This window comes from Synechococcus sp. R50.1 (assembly GCF_047462115.1).
Lineage (GTDB): Bacteria > Cyanobacteriota > Cyanobacteriia > Thermostichales > Thermostichaceae > Thermostichus.
Genome location: NZ_JANSIN010000001.1, coordinates 66,013 through 82,121, shown reverse-complemented (window position 1 = coordinate 82,121; position 16,109 = coordinate 66,013). Strand labels below are relative to the sequence as shown.

Annotated in this window: 11 protein-coding genes; 2 read left to right on the top strand and 9 right to left on the bottom strand. The window is 59.8% G+C overall.

Annotated elements, in window-relative coordinates:
• Positions 1–55 precede the first annotated feature (55 nt).
• From NW870_RS00340 to NW870_RS00305, 8 genes are all read right to left on the bottom strand, one after another.
• Positions 56–598, bottom strand: a complete 543-nt coding sequence (locus NW870_RS00340; protein ID WP_414373231.1) for a Tfp pilus assembly protein FimT/FimU — start codon at positions 596–598, stop codon at positions 56–58.
• A 40-nt stretch (positions 599–638) separates the two neighbouring features.
• On the bottom strand, positions 639–1,730 hold the full coding sequence (locus NW870_RS00335; RefSeq protein WP_414373228.1) for a type II secretion system protein J: 1,092 nt from the start codon (positions 1,728–1,730) through the stop codon (positions 639–641).
• 50 nt (positions 1,731–1,780) lie between these two features.
• The gene (locus tag NW870_RS00330) at positions 1,781–2,536 is read right to left on the bottom strand and encodes a prepilin-type N-terminal cleavage/methylation domain-containing protein (RefSeq protein ID WP_414373226.1); all 756 of its coding nucleotides are present in this window, start codon (positions 2,534–2,536) and stop codon (positions 1,781–1,783) included.
• 63 nt (positions 2,537–2,599) lie between these two features.
• Positions 2,600–10,243 (bottom strand): hormogonium polysaccharide biosynthesis protein HpsA, encoded by a 7,644-nt coding sequence (gene hpsA / locus NW870_RS00325; protein WP_414373224.1) that lies wholly within the window; start codon positions 10,241–10,243, stop codon positions 2,600–2,602.
• Between the two features lie 145 nt (positions 10,244–10,388).
• Positions 10,389–10,985: a response regulator gene (locus NW870_RS00320; RefSeq protein ID WP_414373222.1), complete on the bottom strand. Its 597-nt coding sequence runs from the start codon at positions 10,983–10,985 to the stop codon at positions 10,389–10,391.
• A 104-nt stretch (positions 10,986–11,089) separates the two neighbouring features.
• On the bottom strand, positions 11,090–11,692 hold the full coding sequence (locus NW870_RS00315; protein ID WP_414342750.1) for a pentapeptide repeat-containing protein: 603 nt from the start codon (positions 11,690–11,692) through the stop codon (positions 11,090–11,092).
• A gap of 61 nt (positions 11,693–11,753) precedes the next feature.
• On the bottom strand, positions 11,754–12,623 hold the full coding sequence (locus NW870_RS00310; RefSeq protein ID WP_414342749.1) for a DNA-formamidopyrimidine glycosylase: 870 nt from the start codon (positions 12,621–12,623) through the stop codon (positions 11,754–11,756).
• A gap of 51 nt (positions 12,624–12,674) precedes the next feature.
• Positions 12,675–12,902, bottom strand: a complete 228-nt coding sequence (locus NW870_RS00305; protein ID WP_414373220.1) for a photosystem I reaction center subunit IV — start codon at positions 12,900–12,902, stop codon at positions 12,675–12,677.
• A gap of 119 nt (positions 12,903–13,021) precedes the next feature.
• Between NW870_RS00305 and NW870_RS00300 the strand changes: the two genes are divergently transcribed.
• Positions 13,022–13,906, top strand: a complete 885-nt coding sequence (locus tag NW870_RS00300; RefSeq protein WP_414373217.1) for a penicillin-binding transpeptidase domain-containing protein — start codon at positions 13,022–13,024, stop codon at positions 13,904–13,906.
• A 116-nt stretch (positions 13,907–14,022) separates the two neighbouring features.
• Positions 14,023–14,175 carry a chlorophyll a/b-binding protein gene (locus tag NW870_RS00295; RefSeq protein WP_011429120.1) on the top strand — a complete coding sequence of 51 codons (153 nt, stop codon included), beginning with the start codon at positions 14,023–14,025 and terminating at the stop codon, positions 14,173–14,175.
• Positions 14,176–14,407: 232 nt separating this feature from the next.
• Here the strand turns inward: NW870_RS00295 and NW870_RS00290 are convergent, their stop codons facing one another.
• A complete protein-coding gene (locus tag NW870_RS00290) occupies positions 14,408–16,096 on the bottom strand; it encodes an NAD+ synthase (RefSeq protein WP_414373215.1) in 1,689 nt (562 codons plus the stop codon).
• Positions 16,097–16,109: the final 13 nt, after the last annotated feature.

Below are 16,109 nucleotides of genomic sequence, written 5' to 3'. Positions count from 1 at the left end.
CCCAAAAACATCGGCCTGACCATCCTACCCCCTTTCAAGGAGGTTGCAAGGCTGGCTAGTCTTCCGCATCTGCTCCGCCCGCACAAGCCGGGTCGTTGTCCTTGCGGATGGTGCCTATCAAGGTGCTCACCACCACGCAGCGGTTTTCCCCCTGAGAGTAGGTGCTGCTAACTACAAAGCGACCCAGTTGACGGGCGCGGCCATCGGATTCAAAAACGGCTCTTCCTCCACTGAAGTTGTTGGTTACAGTTACAAAATTATTCAGGCGAATTCGCTGACAAGGGGTGGGTTCATCGCAAAGGCCCTCCCCATCTTGGATGACCAGAGTCGGAACGATCGGATCCGAATTGTCCACCTGCACCACCCAAGCTCGGCCCAGGAGAGAGGCTCTGGCGTTAGTGCGGGCAGTGCGCAAGGCTCGCTCCACCCTGTTCTGCGCATCCTCAAGCTGGATCCGCGCCCAGATGTTGATCCCAGAGGGAACGGCCAGCACAGCCAAGATGCCGATGATGACAATAACCGCCAAGACTTCTATCAGCGTAAAGCCCCTTGTCTGGGCAGGTGCAATCCGTCTAGATCCGCTCACCGAGGCCAGCATAGGCAGGAATCCCCCCTCTGGGCAAGTCATATGGGCTTGACTAGGCTTGACGATTGAACACACCACGGGCCAAAACTTGAGTTTGCATCGCCGTCAAGTACCGCGACACCTGTTCCGCATCGACACTCGTCGCATCTTGAATGTAGCGCCGGAACAAACCAGGGTTGGAGCGTTCCATAGCGGTTGCTGTAATGTTCACAATCACATCTTGGGGAAGGCTCGCAGAGCCACCGCGCCGGACACAGACATAAAAACCCACATCGTTCTGATTGACCCCCAACCCCGAGAAGGTAACCCCGTTGGGTCGGCCTCCTCCAAAGGCATAGCCCTGTGGGCAAGGGGGAGCAACCTGGGGGCTGTCCTGCCGGCTGCTGAAGATGTTGGAGACCAGAGTTACCAGTCGATTACCTTGATTGCCTGCCCCAGCAATGGGAGTTTGGCGAGCCCTAGCTTGCTCAGAGGGCCAAACCAGAAAGCCTTCCCGGAAGGGATCCGGATCCTCGACAAAAAATCGGCTGCGCTCAGTGCATGTGTCATTAAGAGGTTGCAACTCAAACCTAGCAATGCGCGCATTACCCTCCCAGGGGGTGCTGCCGTCTGGGTTACCGGCGTTGTTGTAGTTGCGCTGCAAGTAATACACAACCAAGGTGTAGATGTTGCGGCGGCTGCGAATGTTTTCCCAATCAGATTGGGAAATGCCTGAAGGTCTTTCCTTCAAAGTTACTCGGCCTTCTCGGATTTGTTGCAACGCCGGAGGGCCTTGATAGCAATCGCGTGGGATCGGATTCAGCTTCCAAAAAGCGACAACCGGAACGGCACCATCGGGGCGGCGAATCCATCCAGGAGTGTAAAGCCTTTGGATGAGATCTGGCGTTCCGTCTCCGTTGGGCTGTTCCGCATCGTTGTAGATGTAAAGCGCCTCTGCCAGATCCTGCTGGATATGCTGCATGGCTTGGGTCAGCTCCGCCTGCACCTGGGTGCGGCCCGTCTCTTCCCGATCCAGCCGCATCGTCTCGATGACAATCATCGCGGTGGCCAGGAGAAAGATGGAGGCAATCAGCAGCGAGACCAAAAGCTCGATGAGGGTAAACCCCGCACTCTGGTAAACCCTGTGGCGAAAAACCTTGAACATAGGAAAACACCACCTTTTTGTGAGCCTGCAGGAGGAGCTTACCCGTCGCTTCAAAGCGAGGTAGGGCTTGGGCTGGGCAGCGGGAAGGCATTGCAGTTGTTGGTCGGTGTTCCACCCCTGGCTTGAACGTCGGCCAAAACGGCGCGGCAAACATCCCCCAAATTGGCAGCCAGGTTGACTTCCACAATCGAGCTGGCCATGGGAAAGAGCCACACATCGGCATTGGCCAAGTTCTGATTGGCGGAGACCGTCTCAGCGCGCAGGCCAGGAAGAGCTTGCCGAGTGTTTGGGTTAAAGGAAAAGCGATGGTAGACCCTGACTCCCATCATAAAGCTGCAGGGAACCCCTGAGATGACGGTGTTGTTGCGTCGGTCAATGCATTCCCTGCCCCTATCCCGAAAGGTTTGGATGACATAGACCTCGGGGTTTCGCCCCGGCACCTGAACTTCAGCCAAACGAATGGAGTAGTTGGGGCCGGGGTTGTCCATATCAGCAGGAGGCGGGGTATTGGCCAAGGGGTTTGCTCCAATCCTGGGCAGACGGGCCAACTGAGCCGGGTTCTGAAAGGCAACTGGGTTAGCGGCCAGCTCCAGGTCAACCAGCGTGCGGATCCGATCCACCTCGGCCTGGGCCAGTTGATTGGCTACCTCCACGCGCTCGGTCATGGCCCGCCGATAGGCAACCAAGGTAAGGGCAGGGGCAAGGGCAGTCATGGCAATAGCCACGATAATCACGGAGGCCAAGACCTCTATGAGAGTGAAGCCCTCTGCTTCCAATTGCTGCCGCAAAAGCCGCCACTTTTTCATATCCCCTCCCGTGTTTGCCTGCTGCCCCTACTTTGAATTTACCCCCAGCTTGGGAAGTCAATATCAGTTGAATTCGTTGCAGCCTCCAATCTGAGCAGCAGCCTGTAGAGGAACACCTGGCTGCTGTTGCAAGGCACAGCGCAGCCGCCGCACATACGGATCCTGAGGATCCAGCTCTCGCAAGAACTCGGTGCGGGTATTGGAGGGGAATTGGAAGCGGGCCGACACCGCGCTGGGACGACGGGCAATTTGCAGACCCACGTCGTAGCCGAAGCGGCGGTTGGGTGGGTAGTAGTAGTCGTAGCCCCGCACAAAGGTTGGATCGGCTACCAGATCGGGTGGCTCAAAGCTGTGCTGCAGGAAGGGGCCGGTAGCATAGGTGCTGTAGTTGAGCTGGATCATCGAGCCGCTGAAAAAGAGGTTGACATCTCTCCACAGCTCGTTGAGGCGCAGGAAGTTGTGCATGCCCCCGCCCGTCTGATTCAGCCGAGACGGGATCACACCGCTGATGGCAATGGCATTTACCCGCGTTTCCCTGGCCGGCTGGAGCTGCCGGTTTTGGGTGCCGTTGTCGTTGCGGCGGCGCTGGTCCACATCGGTTGAAGCCAGCTCTTGGAAGCGGGGAATGGGAATGGGCCGACGGGTCACCTCATCCAGGATTACCCCCAGCACCGGGTTTTCGCCGGCAAAGCCAGTGGGAGTCTTGTTCAGGTCCAGGGTGAACGGCTCCACATCCACCCAGACCAGGCCATCGCCATCGCCGCCGTTACGGTCGATCTGAACCTGGATGGTGTTGCCGTTGGGCTTGACGTAGAAGCAGAGGCCATTGCGAATATCTTCACTGCCCTTGTGGTTAATGTAGTATCCGTCCGCATACTTGGACGCGGGAGTGTAGGCTTGGGTCGCGGCGCTTTTGTTGACGCGGGCGTAAGGGTTGAGCGCCATCTGGGGTTGGATCTCTAGCTCTGGCCGATCCGGCAAGTCTAACCCAAACAGCGGATCCCGCTCCAAAACATTTGAAGGCTCCTCCAGATCCCAAATGCCATTCTTGTTGAGATCCTCGAAGGTAGGATCGGCACCTTTAGGAGAGGTACGCAGAGTGCTGGGTCGGCTGGCACCCGTGTAGGCGGTGTACTTGAAGCGGTCGTTGAAGTTGGGGCGAAATACCCCCGGCACCCAGAAGCCACCGTCTGAGGGAGTGACCTGTTCATCGCCACAGCGAATTTCTCCACTGCCGTTGAGCAGTTGCCGCCGCAGTTGCCGGGCCCAGTCATCGGTACCCACAGCAGGAGTTCCAGAAATCTTAGCTCCAATATTCTCAGCAGGGCGGATGCCCGGCTCTTTGCTGGGGTTGGCTATCTGGCTGGAGAGCAAATTGCCCTTCAGTCCGGCACGGGCAGCATAGGCCGGTTCGCCAAACATCCAGTTGAAGGCCGCCTGCAAAGCTTCAGCAGGGTTAGGCCACTTAGACGGCTTGGGCACCCCTGCTTTCACTTCCAGCACCGGGGAAAGCTCCGGCTGCAGAGCAATGGTTACGCCCTCGGCAGGAGCCGCAGCCACCGTATTCACGCTGATGGTCTCCGGCTCCGGATCGGCCTCGACTGCCTGAATGGGGCGCAGCTCCACCGTGTTGGGCTTGGCTGCCATCCACTCGCCCAAGGGGCTCTTGGAACGAGTTTCTGGGGCAAAGACGCTCGGCCCGCAGGGAGGCCCCTGGCAGGTGAGATTTTGCGTCTGCGTCTCGGTTGCTGGACAGGTGGGGCTGCTGGTGCTGGCAATCAGGTTGCGCGTTCGAGTTTGGGTAACCGTTCTAGTTTGGCCGCAGGCAACCTGAACCTGGCTGCAATCTGGGGGTGACCAGGGGCTCCACTCGCTGTAGTTGCAAGTCTTCGGGCAGGTAACCGTTTGGGTTTGCGTCCGGGTGGTGGTCCCGCAAATCGAGGTGCAGGTCTCAGTGCGGCTCTGAGTTATCTGCAGGCCGCCGTTGGCCACCGTGCACGCAGGAGTCCAGTCTGTATAGGTGCAGGTAGCCCCCGGAGGTTGGCAAGTGATGGTTTGGTTTTGGGTTTCAGTAAAGGGGCTTTGGCTGGGACACAGCGGCGTAACCGTGCGGCTGCGGCTCTGCGTAATGGTAGCCCGGCTGCACTGCTGCTGCTGGGTACACTGAGGCGTCCAATCCGACCAAGGCCCGTAGTTGTACTGAGGGTAGCAGGTGATCGTCCGAGTTTGCGGTGTTGGCGGAGTGCCAGAGCAACCGGCAGGCAAGGTGGCTGTTTTGGTCTGGGTGATGGTGGTGGGTTGACAAATATCGGTTCTACAAGCGGGCGTCCAGTCAGTCCACCTGGGATCACAATTGAGGCTGACCGCGCAGGAGCGCTGAACAGGATTTTGATCTTGATCTAGCTGGCTACCCTTGATCGGATCTGGCTCGCAAGGTTTATTCACCCCCGGCAGCGGCTTCAGGTAGCGCAGGTCGTAGTCTTCCAGCTCGCTGCCATCGCGGGTGGCAAAGCGCACGCGAGCGTTGCCGCTATTTTCATAGGTCTGGATCTCCACGAGGTAAGGAGAAGGCCCTTCTGCAGGCGCGCACTCCAGCTCCAAGCGCAGGGTGACCATGTTGCTGCCGCTATCCTGCCAGGCTTCGGCCCCTGCCGCGTCCGGCCCTAGGTTGAGGGGAGTGCCGTTCCAAACTCCGCGGTTGATGAAGGTGGCTGGCTCCGCGGGGTTGGGAGGGGTGTAGCCGGGGTTGCGCCGGATGATCAACCGCACGCCATCATCGGCATCGAGGATGCGGTAGCTCTGCAGGCCCGGCCAGCGCGGATAGATCTCCCCTACCCAGCGAACGACGAAGAAGTCGTTGCCGTTGTTGTTGCCGCTGCCGGATCCACCGCTTCTGCGCCGCCAGCAGGAGCGCAGGAAGTTGAACTGGTTGGGGTTGTTGAATACGAGCTCGCTAGTTCCTTCTCCGTTGGGGAGGAGCCTGTATCCAATGCGAGGGTTGCCGACAGGCTTATAGGAATAGCCGATATCATCCGCATCGATGGGCGCGTTCGGCAGGCGGTTGTTGCCGTCCGGCTCTCCGCAACTGGGCATCCAGAACCAGTCGCCGCGATCCCGCCGATCAGGACTGGGATCAGGCGGGTTGAAAGGTGGCCGAGGCTCCCAAAGATTCGGCGGCGAGAGAATCGGCACCGACAGGCGGCAAAGGGGCTGCAGGATGGTGAGGGGTGGCTGAAAAATAGTATCAATCAGCGTGGCGTTGCAAGCAGGGGTGCTATTATACAGCCGCCGCTTAAAGGGAGAGTTGGAATTCAGATCGTTGCTCCCGCCGAACCGGTACTGGAAGCCGCCCCACCAGGGGAAACCAGGGCCGCTGCGGGCAAAGCTGCTCGGATTGACGGTGCCATCCGCATTACTGATAGCATCGCGCACGCAGGCCCAGCGCTGCCCACCGCTCCCATTTGGATTACACGTGGGCGCACTGCTGGTGTAGCCGTTGTTGTACTGGCCGATGGCGTCCGGCATCGGTTCCCAGTCGACGGGGAATATCGGATCCGGCCAGCGCACCGCCCGCAGGTAGGGCAGGTTGCGGTTTTGGGCAGTTTGGAGCAGACCTACAGGACCTAGAGGATTATTGGGGTCGGCAAACCCTGTGTTGCGGTTGTACTGGTTCTGCGGGCTGCTGAGCCAGCCGTTGTAGTACTCGGCCAATAGGCCACCGCCTCCTTCAGGCTCGGGGCAAGGCCCAAGTGGAGCCACCAGCAGCCAGCGGGAGGTATCCAGCACCGGGTTGCCCAAAGCCGAGATGCGCACCCCAAAGTTGGCATAGCCCGTATCGGGTGCCCGCAAGAGCCGCACTTCGGGCACGCCCAGCCCTGCGGTTCGGTCAGCTTGACCGGAGCTGGCATCGGTACTGTTGCGGCGGGCAAAGATGGTGTCGCGGGCAAACACATCCGGCCAACCCGGTTGGTTGGTATTGTCACCCAGGTTCTGGGCCCCGTTGGTGTTGTCAAAGCGCAGAACGCCAGCACCAGCGCTATTCGGATCCGGAGCCGGCCAGTTGTTGCCGCGGATTACCAGGGCCTGGTTGAGGAAGGAGGTGTTGAATCCCAGGTTATCCCCGCTGCAGCCGTAGTAGTCGCTGCGGCGAGGGGCTGAGGCCCGTCCACCGGCGTAGTCTTGACCGGGCACGTAGCTGCTGCCGCCGCCGTTGAGGGTGCCATCCTGGACAAAGCCGTCGTCGATGCTGCCGTCGCAGAAATCGGCAGAAAGGATGTTCACCGAGTCGCCCAACACGTCGCTCGGCCGCCAGAGATCCTGGGCTGCCCGGGCAAAGCGCCGGTCTTCATCCTTCCGGAGCCGCCCGTAGAAGTTTCTGTAGAGGCCATCCGCCCCGAAGTTGAGGAGAGTTGTGAACTCCTCCAGCCGCTGCCCGTTCCTCGTCTGGTGCAGGTTAAAGTCTCCTTGGATGTAGACGGGGTTATCAGAAACAAAGGAGAGACCAAAGACAGCCTCATCGAGGTTAAACCCGCCGCGAGCCAGCCTTGCCCCATTGCGCAGCCGGAAGCCATAGGGCCGCCGATCCGGATCGGCATAGTAGTCCACCGGTTTGGGGCTGAGACCTTGCTCGGAAACAGGGGGATCCCAGACCGTTTGGCCATTGGCCGCGCCTCGATTCGGCTGACCGGCGTTCATAATACCGTCGCTGCCCAAGTCACCGCGGGCATTTCGGTTGCGCCAGTTGGTCAGGTAAGTGCTAAAGGTGCCCAAGGGTGGGCGGGCAATGGCATCTTCCCGCACGGCATCTTCCCGGAAGGCGTAGAAAATGCCCCCTTCTCGGCCCTCGCCAATGCCGGCAGGCAGCCAAGTATCCCCGTTGATGAACCCCCTGTTCTGATTGGCGACGTTGTTGGTCAGCAGGGCCAGGTCGATGTTGAGGGCCCGCACCGCCATCGCCTCGCGGCCATCGTAGAAGACGGAATCTTTGAAGGGCACGCGATGACACTGGTTGCCAATCCGAATGAGATCAAATTGGTTGCTATTGGGGCCAGCAGCAGTGCAATTGGCTGGGGCATGGGGCAAAGCCCAGTTGCCAATTCCAGAACGGGGCTCCAGAGCAACCTCGTTTAAGTTGGTTACAGCCTGATAGCTGACTGTGCTCGGAAGGAAGGAGTAAGCGCTGCGCCGCTCCGTTTCCAGGGTATCCGTCTGGTTGAAACTGGTGGTCGGGAAGATGTAGCGCAGCGGCAGATAAAACCGATTGGCCGCCTCTCGGTTCCCAGCTCGGCTGGCTTGAATGTCGTTCCAGAGGCTGCCGAGAACTGGGGACGAGCTCCCAGATCCAGAGCTGGTGCCACCAGAACCACCGCCCCCGATGCTGCTACTGCCGCCACCTTGCTGACGGGCAGCCTCCTCGATGCGCAGAATGTTGTCGGCCAGCATGCCCAACATGCAGCCTGCCGTTTGCAGCGTGGTCTGGTCGGCTAGGCTCAGTTGGCTAACGGGGGTACCTCGGTTAACGGTATCGATCACCCGCCGCAGCTCTGAGAAGTTGCCAAAGGCAGTGATAAACGGATCCGGGTGAATGCGGCCCGCTTCTTGCTTGGGTGGATAGGCCCCATCGGGATCGCCGGCAAAATTGGCCAGGTTCGTCAAAGCTGTCCACAGGGGCGTCCCAGGACGCAGCCGCTCACGCATGGGCGCAGGGTCATATTCCCAGACATTGGTGCCCTCGCCGGTGAAGAAGTTGATGCCCAGTTGGCTGGCTTGGTCGCCGGCAGGGAACGTGGAAGCCCGCTGCAAGCTCCAAGGAGTGCCGGGGTGGGCCACCGTGGCCAAGCAAGCTACCGGGAAGCGCCCGTCTTGGTGGCTGTAGTGGTAGACGGCCGTGGCCTGCACTGCCGCCGGGTTATCTCTCAAGGTCAGCCGTTGCCGCGCCTCGTTGCTGATGAAAATGGCCTGCAGCTTGGTGGGATCGTTGGGATCCCCGGTGGGCACCAAAGGCAAAGGCAAAGAATCGGTGCGGGTTAGTTCCAGCCGCTGGCCCACGATCACCCGCAGACCTTCCACACGGGCCCGCCGCTCCCAATAGCCATCCAAGCCCACCTCGGAAAGGGCGCCTGGGGGTGGGTTGTCTTGCGTTAGAGATTCCCTCTGGTTGTTCTGAGCATCCCCAGGGATCGGAGCACCAGCATTTGCACCAAACGTTTCGGCGAAAGTGTCCACGTTGCAGCCCCTTGTCGCATCAGGGGTTAGCGGTGGACGATCGTAGCTGGCCTTGGGGCCAAAGCGGTTGTCGGCCCGATACACATCGTCCACATAGGGAGGACAAACTTGATCAGCACCCGGCTGAAAGCTGCCAGACTTAACTCGTCCCGCCGGGCCGGAAGCAGGAGACCTCTTCGCGTTGATGGGAGAAGTTGCCCATCCGCTCAGATCCTGTCCATAGTCTCCCCGGTTACGGATTCGACCGAAAAGCTGTAGCTCCAGCGGATCCAGAGCTACCATCTCAGGATCTGCGTTGTTTTGAACCGAATCGAAATTGAGGTTATTCAGGCGGGGAAGCGGCACACTTGGCGGTACATTCGCCACACCAGGATGGGCATCGAAAATTAGCGTGTCACTTTGGCCCTGTCCGGGGTAACCGATAGCCCCTGCCACCAGCTCGCCAAAGGCTGTAATTTCAGAGTTATCGACAGGCATGTAGAAGCAAGACTGCTCGGAGCTGATGGTGAAAGCTCGGAACAAATTGTTGCTGGCGTAACGGAAAAAGAGGCTGCCCCCCGCGTAGATGGCACCGTTCCAGTTGTAGCCAGGAGTGAAGAAATACTCTAGGTCGCCGCGGCTGAAGGCTCCCCATTTGTTAAGCAGATCCCTCCGCCGATCCTGCTGAAATTGCAAAGCCGAAATGGCACGGGTGGTGGAGTCGGCACCCGCAATAGGCAAGGTGACGGCATAGACTTGAAAGGGCTTGTACAACGCAGAGCCAACCTGGAACCAATCCCCCACGTTGGGGTTGACCGTCTGTTCAGCCGGAGAATCGGTACACCCCGCCAAGGCCGAACCCTGCAGTGGCCCACTGCGGATCAGCAGCCGCCGCGCCCGCTCGGTATCCGTCAGGTTAGCCTCAAAGTCGCTGCCGGCAGCCCGACGGGTGTTCAGAATAGTATAAACCGTTACGGAGTCATTGATGCCATTGTTGTCGGTATCCGCCAAGAACCACCAAGCGGGCGCCTGAACCCGGACGTTCAAGTTTTGTCCCGGATTTTGCGGATCCTCCACCTGAATGTTGGTGGCGATCACGAACTGAGTTTCGTCGGGGAGGATGTAGGGCTCATCGGGATCCCGAGGAAGCAGACCCCCTGCCCCATCGTTGATGAGGGCTGCGGCAAATTGCGCATCCGTCGGGGCGCTGTTGGGCAGGCGGGGATCCCGAACTAGGTACTCGATCTTAGCTCTAGCCCGGTCAATGGCCGTATTCAGTTGTCGGCTAATGGTTTGCCCCGCTCGTTCCACCTGGGTTTGGATGCTGCGCTGAGTGGAGCGGGTCAGCAGCCCCACCGTCACCAAGCTCAAGACCAGCACGATCAAAATGGCAACCGGCAGGACAAAGCCCCGCTCTCGAATCTTGCGCTGATCTACCCGTGCTTTCAAAGAGGCGAGCAAGCGCAGGGTGAGCTTGAGCAGCAGCGTGGAAGGAGCAGACATACCGTATCAATGGGAAATCAATGGGAAGGGGAAGGCGGCACCCCAGGGATCCCTGTCAAGATGCCAAGCTAGCAACAGTATGGCGGTGATCATGGCCACTGCAAATCCCCACCTCTGGGGGGAATCCCCAAGCCCTTTCTCCAATTCACAAGATCCCCAGTTGCTGTGCTTTGAGCAGGGCGGTGACACGGTCGCTAGCATCCAGCTTGCGGTAGGCGGCGCTGGCGTATTCTTTGACGGTTTCGATGCTCAGGCCCAGACGGCGGGCAATCTGTTTGTTGGCCAAGCCCTCGCTCATCAGTTGCAGCACACACAGCTCGCGGGGGGTGAGCTTGGGCAGCTCCTGTCGGGCAGGCAGCCAGTCTCGTTCGGGGTTGGACAAAATCTGACGGATGACGCGGGCCAATTCCGCCGGGTCGGTCTCTTTGGAAAGGTAGCCTTTGGCCCCGGCGCGGCGGGCTGTCTCAATCAGACCCGGCTCCTGAAAGGTGGTCATCATCACCACCACCACCGGCAGGCCCAGCTCGGTGATTTGCTGGCAGGCGGCGATCCCATCCCCATCCGGCATGCGCACATCCAAAATGGCTACGTCGATGGGGCAACTGCGACAATGGTGGACGGCCTGGGATCCCGTCTCGGCTTCGGCCACCACCTCAAATCCTTGGGCTTGCAGGGCAAACTTCAGCCCCAGCCGGAAGAGGGGATGATCGTCGGCAATGAGAACGCGGACAGGGGAAGTCATGGCAGGGGATCCCAGCCGAGGGGGTGCTGGTTTTAATCTGCCCAAGGGGGGATCCCAAATAAAGCGCCCTCACCCCCAGCCCCTCTCCCTTGGGGAGAGGGGGGTTATGGCTTCACCAAGACCATGCCGCGGGCCTGGGGGTCAAAGGTGGGATCCAGCCGGGTTTGGGCATTGTACAGGGCGCCGGTCAGATCCGCCCCCTCCAGAAAAGCGCCTCGCAGGTCGGCCCCCCGCAGATCGGCATTGTGTAACTTGGCCCCTGTGAGGTCGGCGCCGGTGAGGATGGCTCGACGCAAGTCGGCCCCGCTTAAGTTGGCCACCTGCAGATTGGCACCCGTCAGATCTGTCTGCTGCAGGTTGGCCTGCGCCAGATCGGCTTCCCACAAGAAAGCCCCTGCCTGAGCTGAGCCACTCAGATTGGCCCCTCTCAAATCGGCCAAGTTGAGGATCGCTTGGGAGAGGTCGGCAGCTTGGAGATTGGCCTGTCTGAGGATCGCTTCTTTTAGGTTGGCCCCACTGAGGTCAGCTCCCGGCAGTTCTGCCCCCGTTAGGTTGCAGGCGGGGCAATCTTTGCTGGGAAAAACAATTTGGGAGCGGCCCAGTTGGGCATCCAACTCCAGTTGGGCAAAGGCCGAAGCCCCTGGGAAGACCACCCAGCCGAGCAAACTCGCCCCACCCCAGAGCTTTGTGAACCGGAGCCATGCCATTCTTTTCACCGGATCCCCTGCACTGGCGATGGTAGCTGCTCCGGAGCCCAAGCGCTCCCCCTCACCCCCAACCCCTCTCCCCAAGGGAGAGGGGGGTTTTGAGTGGCTGGCAGTGGGGGCAAAAGTGAGCCGACCGACCTGCCAGCTTCATCCGCTGAATTGGGGTGCCACAGAGGCGACAGGGATCCCCTTCCCGACCGTACACCCACGCTTGCCCTTGATAGTTGCCGTTGAGCCCACGCAGATCCCGGTAATCCCGCAAGGTGGTGCCCCGCTGCTCCAGCCCGGCCCGTAACACCTCGATCAAAGCTTCTCGCAGGCGTGCCTTGGCCACATCCGAAAGCTGAACTGCTGGCGTCAAAGGGTGAATGCCGCTCAGAAACAGGGCTTCGTCGGCGTAAATGTTGCCCACCCCGGCTACCAGCGATTGATCCAGCAGCGCGGTTTTAATAAGACGGCGGCTCTTCTGCAGGGCAGCCTGGAAATAGGCCTCAGAAAAAGCTGGCGAAAAGGGCTCCGGCCCCAAAGTCTGCAGGGTGGGGATCACCGCCTCCAGCTCAACACCGGCGGGCACCAGCCACATCTGGCCAAAGGTGCGCTGATCCACAAAGCGCAAGTCCCACCCTTCCTCGAAGGCCAAACGAACACGAGTGTGAGCTGATAAAGGGGTGGATCCCTGCACCCAGAGCAACTGCCCGGTCATGCGCAGATGCACGCCCAGAACAGCTCTCGAATCCAGGGATCCCAGGAGATACTTTCCTCGCCGCTGCCACTGGGTAAAACGGGTGCCAATCAGGCTCCGCCCAAACATCTCCCCTGCAGGGTAGGCAATGGTGCGGGCCAGGAGCACCTCCACCGCAAGTATCCGCGGCCCCAGGGTGAGGCGTTGCAAATCTTGCCGAACTGTTTCAACTTCCGGCAGTTCAGGCACAGAACGACTTGCTCAAGCAACCCAGCTCCCGGCATCCAAACTCTTGTGGGCTTAGCTGGCCGCAGCGGCTTTGGCCTTAGGCTTGGGAGCTTCCAACACCTCCAGCTCATCTTCGCGGAAGTTGTTGGTGTTGATGTTGTAGTAGTTGATTTTGTCGAAGCGAACGATCACCGGATAGAGAATGCCGCTGGTATCCACCGCCGCAACCGTTCCCACATCCCGATACCAGTAGGATTCTTTCCGCAGCACACGGACTTTGGCACCACGCTGAATTGCCATGAGGGTTATCTCCATTGACCTGAACTCAGATTACCCTAGTCCGTGAGAAGGCTGCGATTTCCGAATTTTTGTAACAGGGATCCGCTTTTGTCTGGCTGGGTTTTCGGGGCCAACAGCAGATGAACCGTCGCACCTGTGGAGCCTGGCTGTTGGGTTCTGCTTTGACCTGGGGCTTGCAGGGGAAATCTGCAGGGCTGCCCCATCCGCGCGATTTTGCCGCCGTCCTCGACCTAAACACCGGTCGTTTAACAAGGGTTTGGCAGCCGGAGCAGGCTTCCAGAATCAGGGCCAGCCCTGGCTCAACCGTCAAATGCGCCGTTGCCGCCGCTGCTCTGCAGACCGGGATCAGCTCTGGGGAGCGCTTGATCCACTGTCCGGGTTGGTGGGATCCGCCGCCGCAACTGGGGTTGGGCCGCCTACCCTGCTGGGATCCCCGCGGACATGGAACCTTGAACTTGCGCCAGGCCCTGGCCCACTCTTGCAACGTGCATTTTTACCAGTTGGGCTGGGAGCTGGGGGCCGATACCCTGGTGGAGTGGCTGCGGCGCTTCGGCCTAGGGAGTGTGCAGAATACAACTCCGGCTCCGCTCTTGGCGACCGGTCTGGCTGGGCCGGTAGATCCCTGGGAGCTGTTGGTTTATGGGGGCGTGATTGCCCGCCGAGGTGTACCCCTTTCTGGCGAGGTCTCTCTGCCCGCTTTCTCTTTACCGGCTTGGATTTGGGAGGCTCTCCATGCCGGCATGAGCCTGGCGGCAACAGCGGGCACCTGTCGCGGCATTGCCCCAGAAGGGATCCCGGTGGCAGCCAAGTCTGGCACCATCCTCAATCCTCAACGACGAGGACGACCAATTCTCTGGGCAGAAGATTTTCAAGCCTGGTTGCTGGCCTTTTGGCCCCTGCCGGATCCCAACTGGACGCTGGTGCTGCACCTGCATCAGGGCAAAGCCTATGAGGCGGCCATTCCCCTGGCGCGGCAGATCATCGCCGCCATCGGCAGCGGGTGACCACCTTGCTTGCGATCATGAAGAAATGCAAACTATACTGAAGGTCAAGTGCCGTTCTCGTTTTCGTTCTTTACGGATCCCACTCCCTGTCGTTCCCATTTACCCTGGAGGTTCTCATGTCTAATCCCAATTTGTCTGAGCCCAAGTTTGGCTTTAACGAGTATGCCGAGCGCCTCAACGGTCGGGCTGCCATGATTGGCTTTGTGTTGGCCATTGTCATCGAAGCGGTGACGGGCCAAGGCGTTGCTTCCTGGCTGGGCCTGATCTAAGAGACCTCAACTTACCGCCTTTTGGCTTTTCCTTGGGTCTGCTGGCTTGCAGGCCCTTTATTGTATTGAGCAGGGTATTGAGCAGGAAGCGTGACTGCACCAGTTGTAGCCGTTCTGAATGGCAACAAAGCTTGAGCGGGCACCAACTACTCCAAGCAATTCCGACAGCGCCGAATCTTTCCCTTTCTCCCTCTGACGGAGGAGCTGGTGTGAGGGTATCCCACTAGTTCCATTAGATGATCCCTTCCTGCCGCTTGGCGATTGGCATCCGCCAGCCGGTGCCGAAGGCGCGATCGGTAATGCGTAGCCCAGGGGGAGCTTGGTGTCGCTTGAACTCGGCATTCTGAACCAGCCGCAGCACCTGCTGCACGATGTCGGGATCGAACCCTTGAGCCACCAACTCGGGGCCGGATTGATGCTGCTCGATGTGCCGCTGCAGGATCTTGTCCAGCAGGTCGTAGGGGGGCAGGCTGTCGCTATCTTGTTGGCCGGGTCGCAATTCTGCCGAGGGGGGCTTGGTCAGAGTAGCAAGCGGGATCCGCTCCTGCTGTCGGTTGATCCAGCGAGCCAAGCGGTACACCCAGGTCTTGGGCACATCGGAAATCACCGCCAGGCCGCCGGACATATCCCCGTAAATGGTGCAGTAGCCCACTGCTAGCTCTGATTTGTTGCCTGTGGTCAGCAGCAGCCGCCCGAACTTGTTGGAAAGGGCCATGAGGAGGGTGCCGCGAATGCGAGATTGCAGGTTTTCTTCCGTGATGTCTGGGGGGAGGCCGGCAAAGGGCTCTGCCAAAAGCTGGTGGTAGCTCTCCATGATGGACTGAATCGGCAGCTTCAGGGTCGGGATCCCCAGGTTTTGCGCCAGTTGGTAGGCATCGGCCAAGCTACCGGCGCTGGAATAGGGAGAGGGCATGAGCACCCCCAGCACCCGCTCCGGCCCCAAAGCATCGGCGGCGATCACAGCAGTTACGGCAGAGTCGATCCCCCCCGACAGGCCCAATACCACCTCGCGAAAGCCACATTTGCTGACGTAATCGCGGGTGCCCAAAACCAACGCCTCGTACAGCTCAGCTTCCGGCTCGGTCGGCCAGCGGGATCCCGTAGTCGGTGGATTCTGGTCTGGGTTGGGAGACTGGGTCAACTCGTCCACATCCAGGATGAGCTGATCCGGCTGAAAGGCAGCCGCTTGGGCCACAACCCGACCCCAGCGATCTAGGGCGCAACTGGCCCCATCGAAGATCAAATCATCATTGCCCCCCACCTGATTGACGTAGAGAATGGGCAGGGCGTGCTTGCGGGCCAGGGATCCCAGCATCTCCACCCGCAACTTCTGTTTGCCCAGGCTGAAGGGGGAAGCCGAGAGGTTAATCAGCAGGTCGGCACCGCAGCGGGCCATCTCTTCCACCGGATCCCAGTGGTAGCGGCGGTGCTGCCAAAAATCGCGGTCGTTCCAAATGTCTTCACAAATGGTAAAGCCCAGGCGGCGGCCACGGTACTCGATGGGTTGGGGCTGGGATCCCGGCTCAAAATAGCGATCTTCGTCGAAGACATCGTAGGTGGGCAAGAGCGACTTCTGGAACCAATGGCGGATCTGGCCCCCCTCCAGCCAGGCAGCAGCATTGTAAAGGGGCCGACCCTCAGGCAGAGGATTGGGCTGCACGGATCCCACGACTACCGGAATGCTGGCCTGTAACCGGCTGGCCAAGTGCTGCAAAACCTGGCTTGCCCTCTCGACCAGGGCCGGATAGAGCAACAAATCGCGGGGTGGATATCCCAGCAACGCCAGCTCGGAGGTGATGGCCAACTCTGCTCCCGCCGCCGCCACTGCCTCAACCGCTGAACGGATGCGCTCGGCATTTCCGCTTAGATCGCCGACGATGTAGTTCAGTTGCAACAGCGCTACCTTCACCCTGCCCCCCATATGGTAAATCTCA